The sequence below is a fragment of the Pseudomonas sp. NPDC089996 genome (assembly GCF_044748405.1).
GTDB lineage: Bacteria > Pseudomonadota > Gammaproteobacteria > Pseudomonadales > Pseudomonadaceae > Aquipseudomonas.
On sequence record NZ_JBIVGA010000007.1, the window covers coordinates 190,678 to 211,699 of the forward strand.

General features: G+C 62.4%; 23 protein-coding genes and 1 tRNA gene. 3 read left to right on the forward strand and 21 right to left on the reverse strand.

Annotated features, from left to right (window positions below):
* Window positions 1-48: 48 nt before the first annotated feature.
* Window positions 49-2,064 carry an excinuclease ABC subunit UvrB gene (uvrB, locus tag ACIPW4_RS14560; RefSeq protein WP_400658890.1) on the reverse strand — a complete coding sequence of 672 codons (2,016 nt, stop codon included), beginning with the start codon at window positions 2,062-2,064 and terminating at the stop codon, window positions 49-51.
* Between the two features lie 287 nt (window positions 2,065-2,351).
* On the opposite strand from uvrB, the gene ACIPW4_RS14565 reads away from it, so the two are divergent.
* Both ACIPW4_RS14565 and ACIPW4_RS14570 read left to right on the forward strand, forming a co-directional pair.
* On the forward strand, window positions 2,352-3,548 hold the full coding sequence (locus tag ACIPW4_RS14565; protein WP_400658892.1) for an amino acid aminotransferase: 1,197 nt from the start codon (window positions 2,352-2,354) through the stop codon (window positions 3,546-3,548).
* A gap of 62 nt (window positions 3,549-3,610) precedes the next feature.
* Window positions 3,611-3,686: transfer RNA gene (locus ACIPW4_RS14570), tRNA-Asn, on the forward strand.
* A gap of 77 nt (window positions 3,687-3,763) precedes the next feature.
* Here the strand turns inward: ACIPW4_RS14570 and ACIPW4_RS14575 are convergent.
* The 17 genes from ACIPW4_RS14575 to ACIPW4_RS14655 all read right to left on the reverse strand — a co-directional run bounded on the left by ACIPW4_RS14575 (window position 3,764) and on the right by ACIPW4_RS14655 (window position 17,451).
* On the reverse strand, window positions 3,764-4,180 hold the full coding sequence (locus ACIPW4_RS14575; protein ID WP_400658894.1) for a cupin domain-containing protein: 417 nt from the start codon (window positions 4,178-4,180) through the stop codon (window positions 3,764-3,766).
* A gap of 97 nt (window positions 4,181-4,277) precedes the next feature.
* Entirely contained in the window at window positions 4,278-4,838 is a 561-nt protein-coding gene (locus ACIPW4_RS14580; RefSeq protein WP_400658896.1) for a DUF1285 domain-containing protein, read from the reverse strand.
* A gap of 10 nt (window positions 4,839-4,848) precedes the next feature.
* Window positions 4,849-5,454 carry a DUF4823 domain-containing protein gene (locus tag ACIPW4_RS14585; RefSeq protein ID WP_400658898.1) on the reverse strand — a complete coding sequence of 202 codons (606 nt, stop codon included), beginning with the start codon at window positions 5,452-5,454 and terminating at the stop codon, window positions 4,849-4,851.
* Between the two features lie 66 nt (window positions 5,455-5,520).
* Window positions 5,521-6,489: a GTP 3',8-cyclase MoaA gene (locus ACIPW4_RS14590; RefSeq protein WP_400658900.1), complete on the reverse strand. Its 969-nt coding sequence runs from the start codon at window positions 6,487-6,489 to the stop codon at window positions 5,521-5,523.
* A 107-nt stretch (window positions 6,490-6,596) separates the two neighbouring features.
* The gene (locus ACIPW4_RS14595; RefSeq protein WP_400658901.1) at window positions 6,597-7,232 is read right to left on the reverse strand and encodes a TetR/AcrR family transcriptional regulator; all 636 of its coding nucleotides are present in this window, start codon (window positions 7,230-7,232) and stop codon (window positions 6,597-6,599) included.
* A gap of 394 nt (window positions 7,233-7,626) precedes the next feature.
* A complete protein-coding gene (locus ACIPW4_RS14600; RefSeq protein WP_400658903.1) occupies window positions 7,627-8,409 on the reverse strand; it encodes a TatD family hydrolase in 783 nt (260 codons plus the stop codon).
* Window positions 8,410-8,438: 29 nt separating this feature from the next.
* Window positions 8,439-9,425, reverse strand: a complete 987-nt coding sequence (locus tag ACIPW4_RS14605) for a DNA polymerase III subunit delta' (protein WP_400658905.1) — start codon at window positions 9,423-9,425, stop codon at window positions 8,439-8,441.
* The gene (gene tmk / locus ACIPW4_RS14610; protein WP_400658907.1) at window positions 9,418-10,050 is read right to left on the reverse strand and encodes a dTMP kinase; all 633 of its coding nucleotides are present in this window, start codon (window positions 10,048-10,050) and stop codon (window positions 9,418-9,420) included. Before tmk ends, ACIPW4_RS14605 begins: the two co-directional genes overlap by 8 nt.
* Window positions 10,051-10,059: 9 nt before the next feature.
* On the reverse strand, window positions 10,060-11,214 hold the full coding sequence (gene mltG / locus ACIPW4_RS14615) for an endolytic transglycosylase MltG (RefSeq protein WP_400658909.1): 1,155 nt from the start codon (window positions 11,212-11,214) through the stop codon (window positions 10,060-10,062).
* A gap of 4 nt (window positions 11,215-11,218) precedes the next feature.
* Window positions 11,219-12,034 carry an aminodeoxychorismate lyase gene (gene pabC / locus ACIPW4_RS14620; RefSeq protein WP_400658910.1) on the reverse strand — a complete coding sequence of 272 codons (816 nt, stop codon included), beginning with the start codon at window positions 12,032-12,034 and terminating at the stop codon, window positions 11,219-11,221.
* On the reverse strand, window positions 12,034-13,278 hold the full coding sequence (gene fabF, locus ACIPW4_RS14625) for a beta-ketoacyl-ACP synthase II (RefSeq protein ID WP_400658912.1): 1,245 nt from the start codon (window positions 13,276-13,278) through the stop codon (window positions 12,034-12,036). The genes pabC and fabF overlap by 1 nt, the downstream gene beginning before the upstream one ends.
* Window positions 13,279-13,451: 173 nt before the next feature.
* On the reverse strand, window positions 13,452-13,688 hold the full coding sequence (gene acpP / locus ACIPW4_RS14630) for an acyl carrier protein (RefSeq protein ID WP_400658913.1): 237 nt from the start codon (window positions 13,686-13,688) through the stop codon (window positions 13,452-13,454).
* Window positions 13,689-13,891: 203 nt separating this feature from the next.
* Window positions 13,892-14,632, reverse strand: a complete 741-nt coding sequence (fabG, locus tag ACIPW4_RS14635; RefSeq protein ID WP_400658915.1) for a 3-oxoacyl-ACP reductase FabG — start codon at window positions 14,630-14,632, stop codon at window positions 13,892-13,894.
* A gap of 15 nt (window positions 14,633-14,647) precedes the next feature.
* A complete protein-coding gene (gene fabD / locus ACIPW4_RS14640; protein ID WP_400658916.1) occupies window positions 14,648-15,586 on the reverse strand; it encodes an ACP S-malonyltransferase in 939 nt (312 codons plus the stop codon).
* Window positions 15,587-15,713: 127 nt separating this feature from the next.
* A complete protein-coding gene (gene plsX / locus ACIPW4_RS14645; protein WP_400658918.1) occupies window positions 15,714-16,724 on the reverse strand; it encodes a phosphate acyltransferase PlsX in 1,011 nt (336 codons plus the stop codon).
* A gap of 3 nt (window positions 16,725-16,727) precedes the next feature.
* Window positions 16,728-16,910, reverse strand: a complete 183-nt coding sequence (gene rpmF / locus ACIPW4_RS14650; protein ID WP_003247154.1) for a 50S ribosomal protein L32 — start codon at window positions 16,908-16,910, stop codon at window positions 16,728-16,730.
* A gap of 13 nt (window positions 16,911-16,923) precedes the next feature.
* On the reverse strand, window positions 16,924-17,451 hold the full coding sequence (locus tag ACIPW4_RS14655; RefSeq protein ID WP_400658920.1) for a YceD family protein: 528 nt from the start codon (window positions 17,449-17,451) through the stop codon (window positions 16,924-16,926).
* 96 nt (window positions 17,452-17,547) lie between these two features.
* Here ACIPW4_RS14655 and ACIPW4_RS14660 point away from each other — a divergent pair, with 96 nt between their 5' ends.
* Complete coding sequence (locus tag ACIPW4_RS14660; RefSeq protein WP_400658922.1) at window positions 17,548-18,126, forward strand: Maf family protein; 579 nt, start codon at window positions 17,548-17,550, stop codon at window positions 18,124-18,126.
* Window positions 18,127-18,227: 101 nt separating this feature from the next.
* On the opposite strand, the gene ACIPW4_RS14665 is transcribed toward ACIPW4_RS14660, so the two are convergent.
* Genes ACIPW4_RS14665 through rluC form a run of 3 tightly spaced genes read right to left on the reverse strand, consistent with a single transcriptional unit; the run spans window position 18,228 to window position 20,906 of the window.
* On the reverse strand, window positions 18,228-19,262 hold the full coding sequence (locus ACIPW4_RS14665) for a S49 family peptidase (RefSeq protein WP_400658924.1): 1,035 nt from the start codon (window positions 19,260-19,262) through the stop codon (window positions 18,228-18,230).
* Between the two features lie 2 nt (window positions 19,263-19,264).
* Window positions 19,265-19,945 carry an HAD family hydrolase gene (locus ACIPW4_RS14670; RefSeq protein ID WP_400659154.1) on the reverse strand — a complete coding sequence of 227 codons (681 nt, stop codon included), beginning with the start codon at window positions 19,943-19,945 and terminating at the stop codon, window positions 19,265-19,267.
* A 4-nt stretch (window positions 19,946-19,949) separates the two neighbouring features.
* The gene (gene rluC, locus ACIPW4_RS14675; RefSeq protein WP_400658925.1) at window positions 19,950-20,906 is read right to left on the reverse strand and encodes a 23S rRNA pseudouridine(955/2504/2580) synthase RluC; all 957 of its coding nucleotides are present in this window, start codon (window positions 20,904-20,906) and stop codon (window positions 19,950-19,952) included.
* Between the last annotated feature and the right edge of the window lie 116 nt (window positions 20,907-21,022).

The window sequence follows — 21,022 nt, forward strand, 5'->3', positions numbered from 1 at the left end:
GCGAAAGGGCCGCAATGCGGCCCCCCACCATCGACGCTAGCGCAAGCTTCAGCTGGTGATGAGGCGCTCGCGCAGCTGGGTTATCTCGTCACGCAGCTGTGCGGCGGCCTCGAACTCCAGGTCGCGGGCAAACTGCATCATCTTCTCTTCCAGCTGCTTGATGCGCTTGGTGATCTCGCCCGGGGTGCGCAGCTCGGCCTCGTAACGGGCACTCTCCTCTGCCGCCTTGGCCATGCCTTTGCGCTTCTTGCTGCGCGAACCGGGCACGGTGGCGCCTTCCATGATGTCGGTGACGTCCTTGACCACACCTTTGGGCACGATGCCGTTGGCCTGGTTGAAGGCGATCTGTTTCTCGCGACGCCGTTCGGTCTCGTCGATGGCGCGCTGCATGGAGCCAGTAACATTGTCGGCATACAGGATTGCCCGACCATTGAGGTTACGCGCTGCGCGGCCGATGGTCTGGATCAGCGAGCGCTCGGAGCGCAGGAAGCCTTCCTTGTCGGCATCGAGAATCGCCACCAGCGACACCTCGGGCATGTCCAGGCCCTCGCGCAGCAGGTTGATACCCACCAGTACATCGAAGGTGCCCAGGCGCAGATCGCGGATGATCTCGACGCGCTCCACCGTGTCGATGTCCGAGTGCAGGTAGCGCACCCGCACATCGTGGTCGGCCAGGTAATCGCTGAGGTCCTCGGCCATGCGCTTGGTCAGCGTGGTGGCGAGGACCCGTTCGCCTGCCTCGACACGCTTGCGAATCTCCGACAACAAGTCATCGACCTGGGTCAGCGCGGGGCGAATCTCGACCTGTGGGTCGACCAGGCCAGTGGGGCGCACCACCTGCTCCACCACACGGCCAGCATGCTCGGCTTCGTAGGGGCCTGGCGTGGCGGAGACGAAGATGGTCTGTGGGCTGACATCCTCCCACTCGTCGAACCGCATCGGCCGGTTGTCCAGTGCCGACGGCAGGCGGAAGCCGTATTCGACCAGGGTCTCCTTGCGCGAGCGGTCACCTTTGTACATGGCGCCTACTTGCGGAACACTGACGTGGGATTCGTCGATCACCAGCAGCGCATCGGCCGGCAGGTAGTCGTAGAGGGTGGGCGGTGGCGCCCCGGCCGGGCGCCCGGACAGGTAGCGCGAGTAGTTCTCGATACCGTTGCAGTAACCCAGTTCGAGGATCATCTCCAGGTCGAAGCGCGTGCGTTGTTCAAGGCGCTGGGCTTCGACCAGCTTGTTGGCCTTGTGCAGGTACTCGAGGCGGTCCTTCAGTTCTTCCTTGATGCCCTCCACTGCCTCCAGCAGGGTTTCCCGCGGGGTCACGTAGTGGCTCTTGGGATAGAACGTGAAACGCGGCAGCTTGCGAAAGACCTCGCCGGTCAGCGGGTCGAAGGCGGCAATATTCTCGACCTCGTCGTCGAACAGCTCGATGCGGATGGCCTCAAGGTCGGATTCGGCCGGGAAGATGTCGATCACGTCACCGCGTACGCGGAAGGTGGCACGGGCAAAGTCCATTTCGTTGCGGGTGTACTGCAGGTCGGCCAGACGGCGCAGCAGCGCGCGCTGGTCGAGCTTGTCGCCGCGGTCCACGTGCAGGACCATTTTCAGGTAGGTTTCGGGGCTGCCCAGGCCATAGATGCACGACACGGTGGTGACGATGATCGCATCGCGCCGTTCCAGCAGCGCCTTGGTCGCCGACAGGCGCATCTGCTCGATGTGGTCGTTGATCGACGCGTCCTTTTCGATGAAGGTGTCCGACGACGGCACGTAGGCTTCTGGCTGGTAGTAGTCGTAGTAGGAAACGAAGTACTCCACCGCGTTGTTCGGGAAAAATGCCTTGAACTCGCCGTACAGCTGCGCCGCCAGGGTCTTGTTCGGCGCCAGCACCAGGGTCGGGCGCTGCACCTGCTGAATGACGTTGGCAATGCTGAAGGTCTTGCCCGAACCGGTCACCCCGAGCAGCGTCTGGTGCGAAAGCCCTGCGTCGATGCCCTCGACCATCTGGCGGATGGCCTCGGGCTGGTCGCCGGCCGGCTGGAAACGGGTGACGAGCTGAAACTCGGACATGACGGACCTCGCGGTAACGCAGCAACTGTAAATTTAGCCAGTAGTCTATACCCAAATGCGCCCGGCCGGGCCCCGATTCAAGGCCCAGGTGTGAGCACTCATTGCGATGGACCGGGCAAATCGACCAATGGTTGAAAAATATTTGCGCAATTGACCAGAAAAGCTGCGCCACACTGTCGCAGTGACCGGTCGGTATCACTATACTGACTCCCCGTTTGTGCACCGCTTCAGTGCATTCGGCTGGAGCGTGTACGCCCTATCACTCTCCAATCAGAGCCGAAGTAACAATGAGCCTGTTTTCCGCTGTCGAGCTGGCACCCCGCGACCCTATCCTGGGCCTCAACGAAGCATTCAACGCCGACCCACGTACCGACAAGGTCAACCTGGGCGTGGGCGTTTACTGCAATGAGGAAGGCCGCATTCCGCTGCTGCGCGCCGTGATCGAAGCCGAGACCCAGCGTGCTGCCCAGCACGCCTCGCGCGGCTATCTGCCGATCGATGGTATCGCCACCTACGACCAGGCCGTGCAGAAACTGCTGTTCGGTGCCGAGTCGCCACTGCTGGCCGCTGGCCGCGTGGTCACCGTGCAGGCCGTCGGCGGCACCGGCGCTCTGAAGATTGGCGCCGACTTCCTCAAGCGCGTTTCGCCGAACGCCGTGGTGGCCATCAGCGACCCGAGCTGGGAAAACCACCGCGCACTGTTCGAAAGCGCCGGCTTCCCGGTGCAGAACTACCGCTACTACGACGCGCCGAGCAACGACGTCAACCGTGCCGGCATGCTCGAAGACCTCAACGCCCTGCCGTCTGGCTCGATCGTGGTCTTGCACGCCTGCTGCCACAACCCGACCGGCGTCGACCTGACCCTGGACGACTGGAAGAACGTCCTGGAAGTGGTCAAGGCCAAGGGCCACGTGCCGTTCCTCGACATGGCCTACCAGGGCTTCGGTGACGGCATCGGCGAAGACGCCTTCGCCGTGCGCCTGTTCGCAGAGTCGGGCATGGAGTTCTTCGTTTCCAGCTCGTTCTCCAAGTCGTTCTCGCTGTACGGCGAGCGCGTCGGCGCACTGTCGATCGTCACCGCCTCGAAAGATGAAAGCACCCGCGTGCTGTCGCAGGTCAAGCGTGTGATCCGCACCACCTACTCGAACCCGCCGACCCATGGCGCTACCATCGTCGCCACTGTGCTCAACAGCGCCGAACTGCGCCAGATGTGGGAGGCCGAGCTGGGCGAGATGCGCGAGCGTATCCACGGTATGCGCAAGCAGATGGTTGCATTGCTGGCCGAATACGGCGCCAACCGCGACTTCAGCTTCGTCGGCCGCCAGGTTGGCATGTTCTCGTACTCGGGCCTGACCGTTGACCAGGTTGCCCGCCTGAAGAACGAGTTCGGCATCTATGCCCTGGACACCGGCCGCATTGCGGTCGCCGCTCTGAACCAGAGCAACATCCACGTGGTCACCAAGGCCATCGTTGAAGTGCTGTAACTGATTGATTTGTCAGGGGGAGGCTTGACTTCCCCCTGCCAATCGGTAAGATACGCGCAGATTCCGCGATAGCTCAGTCGGTAGAGCAAATGACTGTTAATCATTGGGTCCCTGGTTCGAGTCCAGGTCGCGGAGCCAAACATTGAGAAAGCCCCCGTATGCGCAAGCATCGGGGGCTTTTTCGTTGGCTGGCTGGAGATTACCAGCCCCACACATCATTTCCCAACGGGCTCGGTCACCGCCTTGCCTACATCCACCAAACTCCAGACCAGCAACTTCGCAGGCTGGGTCTTGCTGGCATTGCGCGAAACACTGTGCACGGTCCCAGGCGCTTCGTACCAGAACTCACCGGCCTTGTAGGTCGTTTCCTGTTCGTCGTTGAGCTTCGATACCACCGCTCCCTCCAGCACATAGGCCATTACGGCACCCGGATGCTGATGAGCGGGCGACGCTTCCCCAGGGGCATAGCTGACCGTGAGCATGACGGCGTTTTTGCCGGGGGCGTTCGAGGGTTGTTTTTCTTGCAGGACTTTCACCTGATCCGCGACGTCGCCGTGCGCCCAGGCAGTGGCTTGACCACCGAGCAATCCGGCAGCAACGAGCAAGGCAAAACAGAAGCGGGAAGAGGTCATGGGGTTTCTCCTGATTGGCAAGTGCCTGCAGGTTAGGCCCAGTGGCGCAAGGCGCAAACGGCCAATCAGGAGAAAAAACAGGGGGCCAGCCGAACGCTCAGCAATTGCGCCCGATCGGGTAGAACACGCCATGGCTCCACACCCCGAGCCACTCTTGACCATCGATCTCCCGCAGCACTGCCAGGTCGACGAGTTGGTAAAACACGTTGCGATGGATCAACGCTTCGAGATTGCTGCGCATCAGCACATAGGGCGACGGCTCCTGGGTATCAGGATCGATCTCGACCCGCATCGGATTCTGCGGCCCCGCTTCCACCTGATCCTCGACATTGCTGGTAAAGCGCAGCACCTGCGCCTCACCGCTGCCCAGCACCTCCAGCGTCACCGCCACGAAGGGTGCATCATCGACGCGGATGCCGACTTTCTCCACCGGGGTGATCAGGAAATAGTCATCACCATCGCGGCGAATGATCGTGGAAAACAGCCGGACCATCGGCTTGCGCCCAATCGGCGTACCCAGGTAATACCAGGTGCCATCCCGGGCGATACGCATGTCGATATCGCCACAGAAATCCGGATTCCACAGATGCACCGGTGGCAGCCCCTTGTGCTTGGGAATCTGCGCCAGCAGATCGTTGGCCTTTCCGGAATCCGTCATCACCCTGCCCTCATTCGCTCATGCCCAGAAGGCTACGAGCGTACTCGCGCATCGGCGCACCAAGCAAATCCTGCGGCGACTGGTCGTGGAACGTCAACAAACCGCCACGGCTCTTGATCCGCGCCGTGTCGATCAGATAACGGGTATTGGTTTCGATCAGCATCATCTGCACCACGCCGGTATCCCAGCCCAGCCGGTCGACGGCTTGCTCGTCATACCACTCATCGCCATTACCGATGCGGTCATCCGTACGTGCGAAACGGGTATAGAGCACGTAGTCGGCACCCACCGAACGGGCCTGGGCTATTGCTTCCTCCAGGCCCAGCGGCCCTTGGGCGCGACGCACCAGCGGGAAATACTCGACAAAGCTCCTGAAAGCCTCCTCGGCTACCGCATTCTGCTTCGGCACCGGGCCTTTGCCTGGTGGCATGAATGCCCCCTGACCAATGAAGATGAACGAATCAGGCTGCAGACGGATGGATAGGGTACGACGGGTATCGCTGTGGTCCAGCAAGCCGGCATCGCTCATGTGGTAACGGACGCCCTCGCCCATATCGCTGACATTCATGCAGCCGCCCAACGCCATCAGCGCCAGCAGCAAGCCCAGGCTACGCATCATTCCTCCAGTGGCCGGTGACGAAAAACCGGCGAATAGCCGGCGGATGCAGCTTTTGCGCCAGCTTCAGCCGCCAATCACCTTCATCACCGTTACCCCACCGGAAAACGCCAGTTCCTGCTTGTCTGCGAGGGCCTTTACCAGCAACCGCTGCAGGCCTGGCAGCGCCTGATGACGTGGTTTTTCCAGCAGGTCGCCGACAAAGTGACGATTGCCCGAAGACAGGCAGCCGTGCAACCAGCCGGTAGAGGACAGGCGCAGGCGCGAGCAGGTTCGGCAGAACGGCACGCTTTCGTTGGCGATGACGCCGAAATGACCGTGCCCCGGGATCTGGTAACGCAGCGCTGTAGCATCCAGAGGTGCGTCGACCTGCCGGTAGCCATACCGGCCACCGATCACACCGAGCAGTGCATCGAGCCCGACAAACTGCTGCAGGAACGCATTGTTGTCCCGGGCCAGGTGCCCCATGCGCATCAGTTCGATGAAGCGCAACTCGAAACCACGCGCCATGCAGTAGTCGAGCATTGGCAGCACCTGATCGAGGTTCTGCCCCCGCATCGGTACCATGTTGACCTTGATCCGCATGCCCATGGCGCTCGCCTTGTCCATGCCTGCCAACACGCTGGCCAGATCACCGCCACGGGCGATGCGGCGGAACGCCTGAGGATCAAGGGTATCGAGGGACACGTTCAAGCGGCGAATACCGGCTGCCTGCAGCTGAGGCAACTTGCGCGCGAGCAGCTGACCGTTGGTGGTCAACGCGATGTCGTCGAGGTCGAGCGTGGCCACTGCCGCCAGAAAAGCATCCAGCCGAGGGCTGACCAGCGGTTCGCCACCGGTGATGCGCAAACGCTCGATTCCGGCCGCTTCAATGAGGTAAGCCACACCACGGGCCAGGGTTTCGGCCGACAGCTCATCCTGGGCGGCGACCAGGCGCTTGCCATCGGGCACACAGTAGCTGCAGGCGTAGTTACAGGCAGCCGTCAGGCTGACGCGCAGGTTGCGAAAACGCCTGCCTTGACGATCGACGATCATGGGTCACTCCGGCATGGATGAATCGGGGCTGGCAAAACTTGACTCATGGTTCAAGTTTTTGCAAGCTCCGATTTCACGCCGGGTACAACGCGTGACGACACAGGCCTTCAGTGGGTGGCTTCCGGATCGCGCTTGCGCTTGTTGCCCATGCGCACACCGATGTCCATGAGGAACTGGAAGAAGCCTTCCTGATCCTCCAGCACATTGCTCCAGAACGGCGAGTGGTACAGCGCCACCGCGCCATGCACCAACGCCCAGGCAGCGCAGTAGTGGAAGTACGGCGGCACGTCTTCGAGCTTGCCTTCGCTGATTCGGCCCTTGATCAGCTGGGTCAGGCGGTCGAAGTTGGACGCACGGATGCTGTGCAGTTCCTCGACCATTTCCGGCACCTGGTTGCCCTTGACCACCTTCTCTTCCAGGCGGTCGAACAGCCGGTAGCGCTGTGGATCGCGCATGCGGAACTCGAAGTAGGCGCGTGACAGCGCCTCTTTGTCGCGATCGACGTCGGCCGAGTGCAACAGCGCGTTCAAGTCACGCTCGTAATCGAGCATCAGGCGCAGATAGATCTCCGCCTTGGACTTGAAGTGCTTGTAGATCGTGCCTTTGCCGATCCCGACGGCGTCGGCGATCATCTCGACGGTGACGCTGTCTTCACCCTGTTCGAGGAACAGCTTCAGCGCTGTGTCGAGGATTTCCTGTTCGCGACGGCGAAACTCACGGACCTTACGAGGTTCTTTCTGCATAGGAAGGACTGGATGACATTGAAGCGGTTTATTATGCCTAACTTGCGGCAAATTGCACGGATCTTCCGACCATGTCTATGTTTCACGATGAGTTTGAACAGGTCCGGGACCGGCCCCGTCGTCGATGCGGTATGGCGTGTAGGCGTCTTGCCATGCGCTGAGGAAGGAAGGGATGGCTGGCGTATTCCAAATCTGTTTAAAAAACGAACAGAGAAGCACTGGCACTGCGCCAAACCTGACCAATACTTGAAGTGTTGGCGCGGCACATCCCCCCCAGTGGCGCGCCGATAAAGGTGCTCAGGGACCGCGTACCTTTGTTTTACTCCTAATGGTCTTAACCCGGATTCCCCCCCCAGAACCCGGGTTTTTTTTGCCCGCAGCGAGGGGGGATGGGTCACGCCACCCGTGCCAGCGGGAACAAGCGCTTGAAGTTGCCAGTGGTCTGTTCGGCCAACTGCTCGTAGCTGACCCCACGCAACGACGCCACATACTCCGCTACTTCGCGCACATACTGCGGCAGGTTAGGCTTGCCACGATGCGGTATCGGCGCCAGGTACGGCGAGTCGGTTTCCACCAGCAGGCGGTCGGCCGGCACCTGCCGCGCCACCTCGCGCAAGGCATCGGCATTGCGGAAGGTGACGATGCCGGACAACGAAATGTAGTAACCCAGGTCCAGTGCAGCCTTGGCCATGTCCCAGTCTTCGGTGAAGCAGTGCAGCACGCCAGCTTGCGGCAGGTTCGCTTCACGCAGCAACGCCAAGGTATCGGCCCGGGCGGCACGGGTATGCACGATGACCGGCTTGCCGGTCTGGCGCGAGGCCTCGAGGTGCAGGCGGAACGAGGCTTGCTGCAACTCGGCGGCCTCCGGTTCGTAGTGGTAGTCCAGGCCGGTTTCACCGATCGCCACCACATGTGGATGCGCCAGCTCGCGCAGCAGCCATTCAAGCGCCGGCGTCTCGCCCGGCGCCAAGTCCAGCGGGTGGATACCGACCGAGCAGTCAACATCAGCGTATTGCTCGCTCAGCGCCTTCACCGCACCGGCATTTTCGGCGCTGACACCAATACACAGGAAATGCCCGACCCCGCGCTCGCGGGCCGCCTGCAGGGCGGCATCGAGGGAACCCTGGTGGGCGCTCAGGTCAAGACGGTCGAGGTGACAATGGGAATCTACGAGCATGGCAGGCGGCACACATGAAAAGATGGAAATCAGCGGGAACCCGGCAGCTGTACCCAATGGGCCAGCAAGGCTTCCAGCAGCAATACACGGTTGAGGTTGGCTTTACCCAACACCTTCTGGCGCTGCTCGAGAATCCACGCCTGGACCTCCAGCACCTTGCCCTGAGGGGCCTTCTGCGCCAGGTACTGCAGAACCTTGCGCATGTCGGCCAACCCCAGCCCCTCTTCATCCTGGGTCAACTGGTAGCGCAGAATCAGGTGTGACCAGTCGCAGAACCAGTCGAACACCAGCAGCAACGGCACACTGCTCCAGGCCTCCGCCAGCTGGCTGGGCGATTGCTGCTGCTTGAGCAGCTTCTTCACCCCATCGGTCACCAGGGCGCGCTGCTCACGCACACCTTGCGCTTGCAGGCTGAGGGCCATCAGCGGCGAACCGGCGGCGAGGGTCAGCAGCTCTTCGCGCTCGGCCTCGTCGCTGTCGGTCAATGCCGCAGCCAGCCAGGCCTGGCTCTGCGCCAGGCTCGGTTGTGGGCAGACGACTTGCTGGCAGCGGCTCTTGATCGTCGGCAACAGCCGGCTGGGCTGGTGGCTGACCAGCAGCAGCACGGTATCGCCCGATGGCTCCTCCAGGCTCTTGAGCAAGGCGTTGGAGGCATTGACGTTCATCGCCTCGACCGGCTCGATCAGCACCACTTTACGCCCGCCCAGCTGCGCCGTCTGCACCACGAACGACACCAGCTCGCGCACCTGGTCGACCTTGATCGGCTTGTCGGCCTCTTCCGGCTCCAGCACGAAGTTGTCCGGGTGGCTGCCGGCCTTCAGCAGCAGGCACGACTTGCACTGCCCGCAGGCATCAAGCCCCTGTGGCTGCTGGCACAGCAGACGTGCCATCAGCCGCTCGGCCAGGGCGCGCTTGCCGATACCCTGAGGACCATGCAGCAGGTAGGCATGGGCGTGCCGGGCACGCCCGGCCAGTTGCTGCCAGAGCGCCTGCTGCCAGGGGTAGGCCTCAGCCACGGCCACGCCCCAGGATAGCGGGCAGCAGTGCATCGATGGCGCGCTGCACGGCCTCCAGTGGTTGCGCGGCGTCGAGCAGGCTGTAGCGTTGCGGTTCGCCCTGGGCGCGCTGCAGATAGGCTTGGCGCACGGCCTGGAAGAAGGCCTGCCCTTCCTGCTCGAAACGGTCCAGGCGACCACGCGCGGCAGCACGGGCCAGGCCGACTTCCACCGGCAGGTCGAAGACCAGGGTCAGGTCCGGGCGCAGATCGCCCTGGACGAATTGCTCCAACTCGGCGATGCGCGCCACGGACAGGCCGCGGCCTCCACCTTGGTACGCGTAAGTGGCATCAGTAAAACGATCACACAGGACCACCGCGCCACGGGCCAGGGCGGGGCGAATCACTTGGGCCAGGTGTTGCGCGCGGGCAGCGAATACCAGCAGCAGCTCGGTATCGGCCGCCATCGCTTCATCACTGGGCGCCAACAGCAGCTCGCGGATCTTCTCCGCCAGCTGCGTACCACCCGGCTCACGGGTCAGTACCACCTCCAGGCCATGCTCTCGCAGACGCGCGGCCAGATAGTTGAGGTTGGTACTCTTGCCCGCGCCTTCCGGGCCTTCGAGGGTAATAAACAAGCCGCTCACAGGCAGTCCTTAATGTTGTTCGTCAGGCGTCGGCGCATCGGCCGGCGCAGGTTCTTCGGCCGGCGCCTGCCCTTCAAGGACATCAGGCACGTCAGGCTCGCCCGGATCGGCCGCCTCGGCAGGCCCGTTCTGTGGAGCCGGGCTGGAGCGGTAATCCGTGCGCCGCTTGAGCTGGAACTCACGCACCGCCGAATTGTGGTCGTCCAGGTCATCGGAGAACACGTGGCTGCCATCGCCACGGGCGACGAAGTACAGGCTGGTGCCATCGGACGGATTGAGCGCGGCATGGATCGCCTCGCGCCCGACCATGGCGATCGGTGTCGGTGGCAGCCCTGTAATGGTGTAGGTGTTGTAGGGCGTCGGTTCGCGCAGGTCGGCGCGGGAGATCTTGCCGTTGTAGCGCTCACCCATGCCGTAGATCACCGTCGGGTCGGTCTGCAGCATCATGCCCAGGCGCAGGCGACGGACGAACACGCCGGCGATCTGCCCGCGCTCCTGGGGGATGCCGGTTTCCTTTTCCACCAGCGAGGCCATGATCAGCGCCTGGTAAGGGTCACGGTACGGCAGGTCGGTGGTGCGCTCTGCCCACTCCTTGGCCAGCACTTCGTCCAGGCGCATGTACGCCTGCTGGAGCAATTCGACGTCGCTCATGCCACGCACGAAACGATAGGTGTCGGGGAAGAAGCGGCCTTCGGGGAACACGCCGGTGTGGCCAAGCTTGTCCATCACTTCGGCGTCGGAAAGGCCTTCGAGGGTATGCTTGATCTTGTCATGCCTGGCCACCGCCGAACGCACCTGGCGGAAGGTCCAGCCTTCGACCAGGGTCAGGTTGTACTGCACCACGTCGGCACGGCGCCAGGCGTCGAACAGCTCTTCCACGGTCATACCGGGGGTGAGGCGATACTCGCCGGTATGCAACTGTGTCCCGGCCATGTTGAAGCGCCAGTACAGGCGCAGCCAGACGGCGTCATCGAGCAGACCTTCGGCCTGCATGCGATAGAACATGCGGTTGGGGTTAGTGCCGCTGGGCACGTCGAGCAGGCGCTCTTCGGCCACATGCAGGGGCTGCTCCAGCACCGAGTTGATCTTCCACGCCGACCAGCCCAGGGCCAGGCCGGCGAGGATCAAGCCCATTTCCAGCAGCAGCAGGAATTTGCGTCTCACGAATTCAGGTATCCAGTAACGTACGGGCAACGGCCTGCAGTTTACGGGTGAGCGGGCCCGGCGACCAGTTCAGCGCGGCAAATCCACGTACGGGCCAGACACCGTAGACACTGTTGCAGACGAATACTTCATCCGCCTGTTGCAGTTCGTCGAATGCGATATCCCGCACCTGCACTGCCATGCCCAGCCGTTTCGCCTGCTCCAGCAGGGCACCGCGCATCACGCCGGCAACGCCGCAACGACTGAGGTCAGCCGTAAGCAACACGCCATCGCGCACCAGGAACAGGTTGCTGTATACGCCTTCGACCACCCTGCCCTGCCCGTCACGCATCAGGCCTTCGGCATGTTCGCTGCCCTGCCATTCGGCACGGGCCAGCACCTGCTCCAGGCGATTGAGGTGTTTGAGACCGGCCAGCAACGGTTGTTCCCCAAGCCGGGTCTGGCAAGGGAACAGCTGCACGCCGAGCTCGGCATGTTCGACAGGATAGCTGGGCAGCGGGCTGCCCTGGAGGATCCGGCGCGGCGCAACACCGGCAACCGGCGCATAGCCACGCTGGCTGTCGCCACGGGTGAGGACCAGCTTGGCGACACCGTCACCGAGTTGGCTGGCGAAGCGCAGGATTTCATCACGCACCAGCGACAGGTCGGCGTCGATCATCAGCCGCTGGCAACCCAGCGCCAGGCGGGCCAGATGGCCGTCCAGCAGACTGGGCCGACCACCGCGCACGGCGATGGTCTCGAACAGGCCATCGCCGTAGGCCAGGCCGCGGTTCTGCAAATTGATCGCAGTCGCGGGCTGGCCGTCGATCCAGCTGTGCATCAACCAATGAACCGGCGGAACACCAGCGAACCATTGGTGCCGCCAAAGCCGAACGAGTTGGACAGCACCACGTCGATCGGCATGCTGCGCGCCTGGTGGGGCACGAAGTCAAGGTCACAGCCTTCGTCCGGCTCGTCGAGGTTGATGGTCGGCGGCGCCATCTGGCTGTTGATCGCCAGCACGCTGAAGATCGCCTCTACCGCGCCGGCAGCGCCGAGCAGGTGACCGGTCATCGACTTGGTCGAGCTGACGGCCAGCTTGTAGGCATGCTCGCCGAACACGCGCTTGATCGCCGCGACCTCAGCGATGTCACCGGCCGGCGTCGAGGTACCGTGAGCGTTGATGTAGCTGACGGCTTCAGGCTGGATGCCGGCATCGCGCAGGGCATTGGCCATGCAACGGGCAGCACCTTCACCGCTGTCGGGTGGCGACGTCATGTGGTAGGCGTCACCGCTCATGCCGAAACCGACCAGCTCGGCATAGATGGTCGCACCACGGGCCTTGGCGTGTTCGAGCTCTTCGAGCACCAGGGCACCGGCACCGTCGGACAGCACAAAACCATCACGGCCCTTGTCCCACGGACGGCTGGCACGGGTTGGCTCGTCGTTGCGCGTCGACAGCGCACGGGATGCACCGAAGCCGCCCATGCCCAGGCCACAGGCGGCCATCTCGGCGCCACCGGCGATCATCACGTCGGCCTCACCGTAGGCGATGTTGCGCGCGGCCATGCCGATGCAATGGGTGCCGGTGGTGCAAGCGGTGGCAATGGCGTAGTTAGGCCCCTGCAACCCCAGGTGAATCGACAGGAAACCGGAGATCATGTTGATGATCGAACCCGGCACGAAGAACGGCGAAATACGGCGCGGGCCCTGCTCGTGCAGGGTACGGCTGGTTTCTTCGATGTTGGTCAGGCCGCCGATACCCGAGCCCATGGCCACGCCAATGCGCTCACGGTTGGCATCGGTGACTTCCAGGCCGGCGTTACGCACCGCCTGGAAACCGGCCGCCAGGCCGTACTGGATGAACAGGTCGAGCTTGCGGGCCTCTTTGGCCGACAGGTACTGCTCAACCTCGAAGCCTTTCACCGAGCCGCCAAAACGGGTGGAGTAGGCAGACAGGTCCGTGTGTTCGATCGGACCAATGCCACTGCGGCCAGCCAGAATGCCCTGCCAGGTGCTCGGTACATCGGTACCCAGTGGCGACAGCATACCCATACCGGTGACCACGACGCGTCTACGCGACACAGTACTCTCCTTTTCTAATCACAGAGTTTCTTGCCATTGCATTCAAGCAATGGAATGAAATGGCAACAAGCTCTCGTAGCGAGCGAAACGACCGCGCTGGCTCGTAAAGAAAAAACCGCACGCCGGCAAAGGCAGTGCGGTTTTTCTCGTCAAGAAGCGACGACTACAACGTCTTAGCCTTGGTGGGCTTGAACGTATTCAACAGCCGCTCGAACGGTAGTGATCTTCTCGGCTTCTTCGTCAGGGATTTCGGTCTCGAATTCCTCTTCCAGAGCCATCACCAGCTCAACGGTGTCAAGCGAATCGGCACCCAGGTCATCGACGAAGGACTTGTCGAGAGTCACTTCTTCTTCCTTGACGCCCAGTTGCTCGGCGACGATTTTCTTGACGCGTTCTTCGATGGTGCTCATACCTAGTTTTCACTCCTAATGGACATATGTCAGGCAGCTGGCCGGTGACCAAGTTTATAGAAAGACGTTCGCTTTTCAAGCGGAACGCACCTCCCCTTTAGCCACCTCACCCGCTGCCTGGAATCTGGTTGCAGCTTTATAACGGATTTTAGGCTCGCAGTATGACTCTTTTTTGAAGCAATCCGTCACATTGCGTTGCAGTTTTACATGTACATCCCGCCGTTGACCGGCACGGTAGCGCCGGTAACGTAGCCAGCGCCGTCCGACGCCAGGAACGAAACCACCTTGGCAATCTCGTCGGCCTGGCCCAGGCGGCCCAGCGGAATCTGGGTCTGCAGGGCCTCGCGCTGGGCTTCTGGCAGCTCGCGGGTCATGTCGGTATCGATGAAGCCCGGTGTCACCGAGTTGACGGTGATGCCACGCGAGCCCACTTCACGCGCCAGGGCACGACTGAAGCCTTCGAGGCCGGCCTTGGCCGCTGCGTAGTTGGCCTGGCCGGCGTTGCCCATGGCACCTACGACCGAGCCGATGCTGATGATACGACCCCAGCGCGCCTTGGTCATGCCACGCAGCACGCCCTTGGACAGACGGTAGAGGCTGTTCAGGTTGGTATCGATCACGTCGAACCACTCGTCGTCCTTCATGCGCAGCATGAGGTTGTCGCGGGTGATACCAGCATTGTTGACCAGGATGGCAGGCGCACCGAACTGCTCGCCGATGGCGCCCAGCACCGCTTCAACGGACTCGGCGCTGGTGACGTTCAGCTCCATGCCGGTGCCATTGATGCCGTGTTCTTTCAGGGTGGCGGCGATGCGCTCGGCACCGGACGCCGACGTGGCGGTACCGATCACGGTCGCGCCCTGGCGGCCCAGCTCGAGGGCGATGGCCTGGCCAATACCACGGCTGGCGCCGGTGACCAGTGCAACTTTACCTTGCAGGCTCATGCAAGCTTCTCCAAATCAGGCCAGCGCCGCACGGGTGGCGGCGACAGCGTCAGGGGTATTGAGGTTGTAGGTGGTCACGCCGTCGGCGCAACGCTTGTTCAGGCCAGCCAGCACCTTGCCCGGGCCGCACTCCACCAGATTGACCGCGCCATTGGCGGCCAGGGTCTGCACGCATTCGACCCAGCGCACAGGCTGGTACAGCTGCGCCAGCAGGTCATGCTTGAGCGCATCGAGGTCGGCGGCGATGGCGGCAGTGACGTTCTGCACAACCGGAATCTGCGGGGCCTTCCATTCGATGGCGTTGACGGCTTCGGCAAAACGCTCGGCAGCCGGCTTCATCAGGGCGCAGTGCGACGGCACGCTGACTGCCAGCGGCAAGGCACGCTTGGCGCCCTTGGCCTTGCACAGCTCGATGGCGCGATCGACCGCAGCCTTGTTACCGGCAATGACCACCTGGCCTGGCGAGTTGAAGTTGACGGCGCTGACCACTTCGTCTTCGGCCGCCTCGGCGCAGATTTCCACCACGACGGCGTCGTCCAGGCCAAGGATGGCAGCCATGGCACCATGACCGGCAGGCACGGCTTCCTGCATCAACTGGCCACGGCGCTCTACCAGGCGCACGGCGTCCTTCAGCGACAGAGCGTCGGCGGCGACCAGGGCGCTGTATTCACCCAGGCTGTGGCCGGAAACGAAAGCCGGCTTGGCGCCGCCCTCCTCCAGCCACAGACGCCAAAGGGCAACGGACGCGGTGAGGATGGCGGGTTGAGTCTTGTCGGTTTGGTTGAGCTGTTCTTCCGGACCTTCCTGGACCAGCGCCCACAGGTCGTAGCCCAGAGCTTCGGACGCTTCCTTGAAGGTCTCGACGATTACCGCCTTATCGGCGCCGAGCTCTTTGAGCATGCCCAGCGACTGGGAACCTTGACCGGGGAAGACGAATGCGAGGGATGCAGACATTGAACAAGCCCTTATGATCTTGTCGTCGGATAGGGTACGCCAGGCCTTGGGCCGGGCGCGGAATCTGAAAACTTGGATGAAAACGAAAACCGAGCGGTCACATTTAAGCACTTCATGGCAGAAATACCTAAGGCAACAAATCCTCAAGACGACCATGCAGCCGCTGCGGGAGGTTTTCCTGAATCTCGATCAGCGCCCGCTGGATCGCACTCTGGAAACCCTGCACACCCGCCGAGCCATGGCTCTTGATGACGATGCCCTGCAGGCCGAGGAAGCTCGCGCCATTGTGCCGCGCTGGCGCCAGGTCGGCCTGCAGACGTTTGAGCAGCGGCATCGCCACCGCCCCGGCCACCCGCGACAACGCGCCGCCCTTGAACAGCTTTTCGATACGTTCGCCGATCATGGTCGCCAGGCCTTCACTGGACTTGAGCAGGATATTGCCGACGAAGCCGTCACACACCACCACATCCGCCTCGCCGCGATACAGGCCGTCACCTTCGACGAAGCCGACATAGTTGAGGCCGCGGGCGTTCTGCAGCAACGTGGCCGCCAGCTTGACCTGCTGGTTGCCCTTGATGTCCTCGGTACCGATGTTCAGCAGCGCCACGCGCGGCCGGTGAATGCCCAAGGCCTGGGCCGCCACGGAGCCCATGACGGCGAACTGGTAGAGGTTGTCGGCACTGCAGTCGACGTTGGCGCCCAGGTCGAGCAGCTGGCAGTAACCCGCCTGGGTCGGGATCGCCGCGACCATGGCTGGCCGATCGATACCCGGCAGGGTCTTGAGCACGAATCGCGACAACGCCATCAACGCCCCGGTATTGCCGGCACTGACACAGGCCTGAGCCTTGCCATCGCGCACCTGTTCGAGGGCGATGCGCATCGACGAATCCGGCTTGCCACGCAACGCCTGCGATGGCCGCTCGTCCATCCCGATCACCTCACTGGCGGCGACAATCTGCAGGCGCGCGCGATCCGCAGCCGCAAGGCCGCCGACAAGATCTTCAAGGAGGGAGGGTTGACCGACGAGGGTCAGGTGCAGCGAGGGGGTAGCCGAAAGGCAGGCAATGCTAGCCTGGACAATGCTGCGGGGACCGAAGTCCCCGCCCATTGCGTCGATCGCGATGATCTGAGCGGACAAGGATTACTCGTCAGCGCCCTTGTCGACCACTTTGCGACCACGGTATACGCCTTCTGGCGAAACGTGGTGGCGCAGGTGAACTTCACCGGTGGTTTTCTCTACCGACAGCGCGTTTTCCGACAGGGCGTCGTGCGAACGGCGCATGTCACGGGCAGAGCGGGATTTTTTGTTCTGCTGAACAGCCATAATTGATTAACTCCTAAACGTTTGGGTCACGCTTTAACTGCGCCAAAACACTGAACGGGTTGGACCGCGATACCTCGTCCTTGCTCGATTCGGGCTCGTCTGCGCCCGCCGGCTGCTGGCATTCTTCCGGATGATGAGCAGGCACGATAGGCAAGGCGAGCAGCAGCTCCTCCTCGACCAATGCCTGCAGATCCAAAGGATCTTCGCCCAGTTCCAGCACGTCATAGCCTTTCGGCAACGACTGGGTATTCGCACCCTCCTTCACCACGGCGTAAGTACATTCGCTGTGGATTGGCAGGGTGACCAGCTCAAGACAACGCTGGCAAACCATTTTGACTTCGACGTCCAGCTCGCTGTGGATAACCACCACGTGCTGTTCATCTCGTTCAAAATCGAACTTCGCCTGCACCGTACCGACATTGTCGGAAAGCGGGTCGCAGAGTCTTTCCAAATCAGCGAGTTGCAGCGTACCAGTGATGGATACGCCTCGATCGGCTAATTTGCGCGGGTCAACGTGAGGTGGAATCGGGTCATTCAACATAGGCGCAGCATTCTAGGGATGCCCCCCGCCCCTGTCAAAGGAAATTCGGCGGCATCTCGCATGTTAGAATCAGGTTCAACTGATCAGGAGTCTACCATGCTGCCTCTGTTGCTGGCTTCCAGCTCTGCCTATCGGCGCGAACTGCTCGCGCGCCTGCGCCTGCCCTTCACCTGGGCAAGCCCCGACCTGGACGAGCGGCGCCTGGCTGACGAGCCCGCCACGGACCTGGTACGGCGCCTGGCCAGGCAGAAGGCCGAGGCACTTGCGGGCAGCCATCCGCAGCATCTGATCATTGGTTCCGACCAGGTGGCGGTGCTGGGTGAACAGATACTGGGCAAGCCGCATACCTTCGAACGAGCCTGCGAGCAGTTGCTCGAAGCCAGCGGCCAGCAGGTGACTTTCCTGACCGGCTTGGCGCTGCTCAATACCGCGACCGGCCTATGTCAGGTCGATTGTGTGCCGTTTACGGTGACGATGCGCGAGCTGGATCGGGAGCGGGTTGAGCGTTATGTGGCGGCGGAGCAGCCGCTGGATTGCGCGGGGAGTTTCAAGGCGGAGGGACTCGGCGTGAGCCTGTTCCAGAGCACGCACGGGTGCGATGCGACCAGTTTGATCGGGCTGCCGTTGATTCGGTTGGTGGACATGCTGACCAGGGAAGGCGTGGTCATACCTTGAGAATTTTTTTGTGGGGGGGGCGCTTTGCGCCCCCTTCGCGACACAAGGCCGCTCCTGCAGGAATCGCATCACTCTGTAGGAGCGGCCCCGGCAGATTCGAATCAGCGCAACTGCGGCCCCTGGAACCCCATCCACATGGCCAGGTGCTCAGCCACACTGGCACCGATACGCTTGGAGAACCGATCGAACGGCGATTCCTGCACGGTGTAATCGACCAGGTCCTTCTCACCCACGATCTCCCGCGCCACATAGCTGGCACTGCCCAACCCATCCACCAGCCCCAGCGCCTTGGCCTGCTCACCCGACCAGACCAGGCCACTGAACAGCTCCGGATGCTCCTTGTCCTTCAGGCGGTCTCCGCGACCCTGTTTTACCATGGCGATGAACTGCTGATGCGTAGTGTTCAGCACGCCCTGCCAGAACGCTCGCTCATCAGGCTTTTCCGGCGAGAACGGATCGAGGAAGGCCTTGTGCTCGCCCGCCGTGTAGGTACGACGTTCGACCCCCAGCTTCTCCATTGAACCGACAAACCCGTAGCCGGCCGCCGTCACGCCAATGGAACCGACCAGACTCGCCTTGTCGGCATAGATCTCATCCGCCGCACTGGCGATGTAGTACGCACCGGAGGCCCCCAGATCAGCGATCACCGCATACAGCTTGATATCCGGGTACTCACCACGCAGGCGGCGGATCTCGTCGTACACGTAACCCGCCTGCACCGGACTGCCGCCCGGGCTGTTGATGCGCATGACCACCGCTTTGGTCTTGGGGTCCTTGAATGCATCGCGCAAGCTCTTGACCAGATTGTCGGCACTGGCGGCCTCCTGATCGGCAATCACCCCGCGCACCTCTACCAGGGCCGTGTGATTGCCACTGCGGGTGGCCGCCTTGTCCATGTCCATCAAGGGCGTGAACAACACCAGAAGGCCGAACAGGTAAACGAAGGTCAGCAATTTGAAGAAGATGCCCCAGCGCCGGGAGCGACGTTGCTCCTGAACACCCGCCAGCAGGGTCTTTTCCAGCAGCTTCCAGCTCTTTTGCTCGACACGAACTTCTTCGTTGTGCGCTTCACGGGCCTCGCGCGCGAGACGCCCCTCTTCGGTTTCGTTAACCGGCGCTTTCCACTCGTCAGCCATGCTCACCTACCTTGGAATTGGACTTGCCTGGAACCGGCCAGCCACTCGCGCAGCTGGGAAAAATGATCGATGCACACCTGCGGGCCAAACTCGGCCAGCGCCTGCAGCGACATGGCACCATACCCCACTGCCACCGAATGCATGCCGGCATTGCTGGCCATCTGCAGGTCGAATGCCGAATCTCCGACCATCAGCGCCCGCCCGGGTTCGACGCCGCAATGCCCGAGGATTTCTTCGAGCATCAGCGGATGGGGCTTGCCACGGGTTTCGTCAGCAGCACGGGTGATGTCGAAGAACTGCTCCCAGCCATTGGCCTTGAGCACGCGATCCAGCCCGCGGCGCGCCTTGCCGGTCGCCACTGCCAGGCGATAACCCTCGGCACGGAAAGCGTCCAGCGATTCGACCACACCCTCGAACAGCGGCGAAGGCTGCTGGTCCAGGGCCATATAGATGTCGGCATAGTGCTGGCGGAAGGTTTCGACCTGGGTCGGGCCCAGATGGGGATAAAGCGTGGAGATCGCTTCGCCGAGCGCCAGACCAATGATGCCTTTGACGGCATCCTCGTGACTGGGGGCCTCACCGGCACGCTCGGCGGCGGTATTCATGGCCTCGACGATACGGCCGATGGAATCGGCCAGGGTGCCGTCCCAATCGAAAACCAGCAACTCATAGGGTTTGCTCACAAGGTCATGGCGCACTGAGTCGCTCCACGGTTTTTGCCCAGGTCTCATCCACGGGCGCTTCGAGCTTGAGCTCGCCACCATCGGGCAGCGGCACGGTCAGGGCATAGGCATGCAGGAACAGGCGCTTGCCGCCCAGCTCGCGAATCTCGCGGCTGAAGTCCTCGTCGCCATACTTGCTGTCACCGGCGATCATGTGCCCGGCATGCAGGGTATGCACGCGAATCTGGTGGGTACGACCGGTGATCGGGCGCGCCTCGACAATGGTGGCGAACTCGCCGAAGCGGCGCAGCACGCGGAACAGCGTCAGCGCTTCCTTGCCCTCGTCGTTGACTTCGACCATGCGCTCGCCGGACCGCAGGTTGCTCTTGAGCAGCGGCGCATTGACCTGCTTCTTCGAGGTTGGCCAGTGCCCACGCACCAGCGCCATATAGCGCTTGTCCACGCCATCACCGCGCAAGGCGGCGTGCAGGTGGCGCAGCATGCTGCGCTTCTTGGCGATCATCAGCAGGCCGGAGGTGTCGCGATCCAGGCGATGCACCAGCTCCAGCTCCTTGGCGTCCGGGCGCAACTGGCGCAGTGCCTCGATCACACCGAAGCTCAGGCCGCTGCCGCCATGCACGGCAATGCCGGCCGGCTTGTTCATCACGATCAGCGCCTTGTCTTCGTAGACGATGGCCGCCTCCAGACGCTGCAGCAGCCCTTGGGCTACCGGTGCCGGTTCGTCACGCTCGGGCAAACGGACAGGCGGCACGCGCACGATATCACCGGCCTGGATCTTGTACTCAGGCTTGACCCGGCCCTTGTTGACCCGCACTTCGCCCTTGCGCAAGATGCGGTAGACCAAGGTCTTGGGCACGCCCTTGAGCGCCGTGATGAGGAAATTATCGATGCGTTGGCCGGCAAGTTCCGGCGCGACTTCGATCAGCTGAACGCCGGAAGTCGGAGGGGTATTGGTCGTCATGGCGGGAATAATAACAATTATTTATGGAATTGAAGCACTTAATCATCAATGCTATAGTCGCGAACGCCGCCAAAAGCGGCAGGCCAGAGAAACCAGGCCCTGGGCCGGTTGCTGAC

Bases quoted from the DNA above. Each gene is read 5' to 3' on its own strand.
- ACIPW4_RS14600 (WP_400658903.1), bottom strand. From the start codon at position 8,409: ATGCTCGTAGATTCCCATTGTCACCTCGACCGTCTTGACCTGAGCGCC.
- ACIPW4_RS14655 (WP_400658920.1), bottom strand. From the start codon at position 17,451: ATGTTGAATGACCCGATTCCACCTCACGTTGACCCGCGCAAATTAGCC.
- ACIPW4_RS14595 (WP_400658901.1), bottom strand. From the start codon at position 7,232: ATGCAGAAAGAACCTCGTAAGGTCCGTGAGTTTCGCCGTCGCGAACAG.
- pabC (WP_400658910.1), bottom strand. From the start codon at position 12,034: ATGCACAGCTGGATCGACGGCCAGCCCGCGACTGCGATCAATTTGCAG.
- acpP (WP_400658913.1), bottom strand. From the start codon at position 13,688: ATGAGCACCATCGAAGAACGCGTCAAGAAAATCGTCGCCGAGCAACTG.
- fabG (WP_400658915.1), bottom strand. From the start codon at position 14,632: ATGAGCCTGCAAGGTAAAGTTGCACTGGTCACCGGCGCCAGCCGTGGT.
- ACIPW4_RS14665 (WP_400658924.1), bottom strand. From the start codon at position 19,262: ATGGCTGACGAGTGGAAAGCGCCGGTTAACGAAACCGAAGAGGGGCGT.
- uvrB (WP_400658890.1), bottom strand. From the start codon at position 2,064: ATGTCCGAGTTTCAGCTCGTCACCCGTTTCCAGCCGGCCGGCGACCAG.
- ACIPW4_RS14565 (WP_400658892.1), top strand. From the start codon at position 2,352: ATGAGCCTGTTTTCCGCTGTCGAGCTGGCACCCCGCGACCCTATCCTG.
- ACIPW4_RS14660 (WP_400658922.1), top strand. From the start codon at position 17,548: ATGCTGCCTCTGTTGCTGGCTTCCAGCTCTGCCTATCGGCGCGAACTG.
- ACIPW4_RS14585 (WP_400658898.1), bottom strand. From the start codon at position 5,454: ATGCGTAGCCTGGGCTTGCTGCTGGCGCTGATGGCGTTGGGCGGCTGC.
- ACIPW4_RS14575 (WP_400658894.1), bottom strand. From the start codon at position 4,180: ATGACCTCTTCCCGCTTCTGTTTTGCCTTGCTCGTTGCTGCCGGATTG.
- ACIPW4_RS14590 (WP_400658900.1), bottom strand. From the start codon at position 6,489: ATGATCGTCGATCGTCAAGGCAGGCGTTTTCGCAACCTGCGCGTCAGC.
- ACIPW4_RS14580 (WP_400658896.1), bottom strand. From the start codon at position 4,838: ATGACGGATTCCGGAAAGGCCAACGATCTGCTGGCGCAGATTCCCAAG.
- rpmF (WP_003247154.1), bottom strand. From the start codon at position 16,910: ATGGCTGTTCAGCAGAACAAAAAATCCCGCTCTGCCCGTGACATGCGC.
- rluC (WP_400658925.1), bottom strand. From the start codon at position 20,906: ATGACGACCAATACCCCTCCGACTTCCGGCGTTCAGCTGATCGAAGTC.
- fabD (WP_400658916.1), bottom strand. From the start codon at position 15,586: ATGTCTGCATCCCTCGCATTCGTCTTCCCCGGTCAAGGTTCCCAGTCG.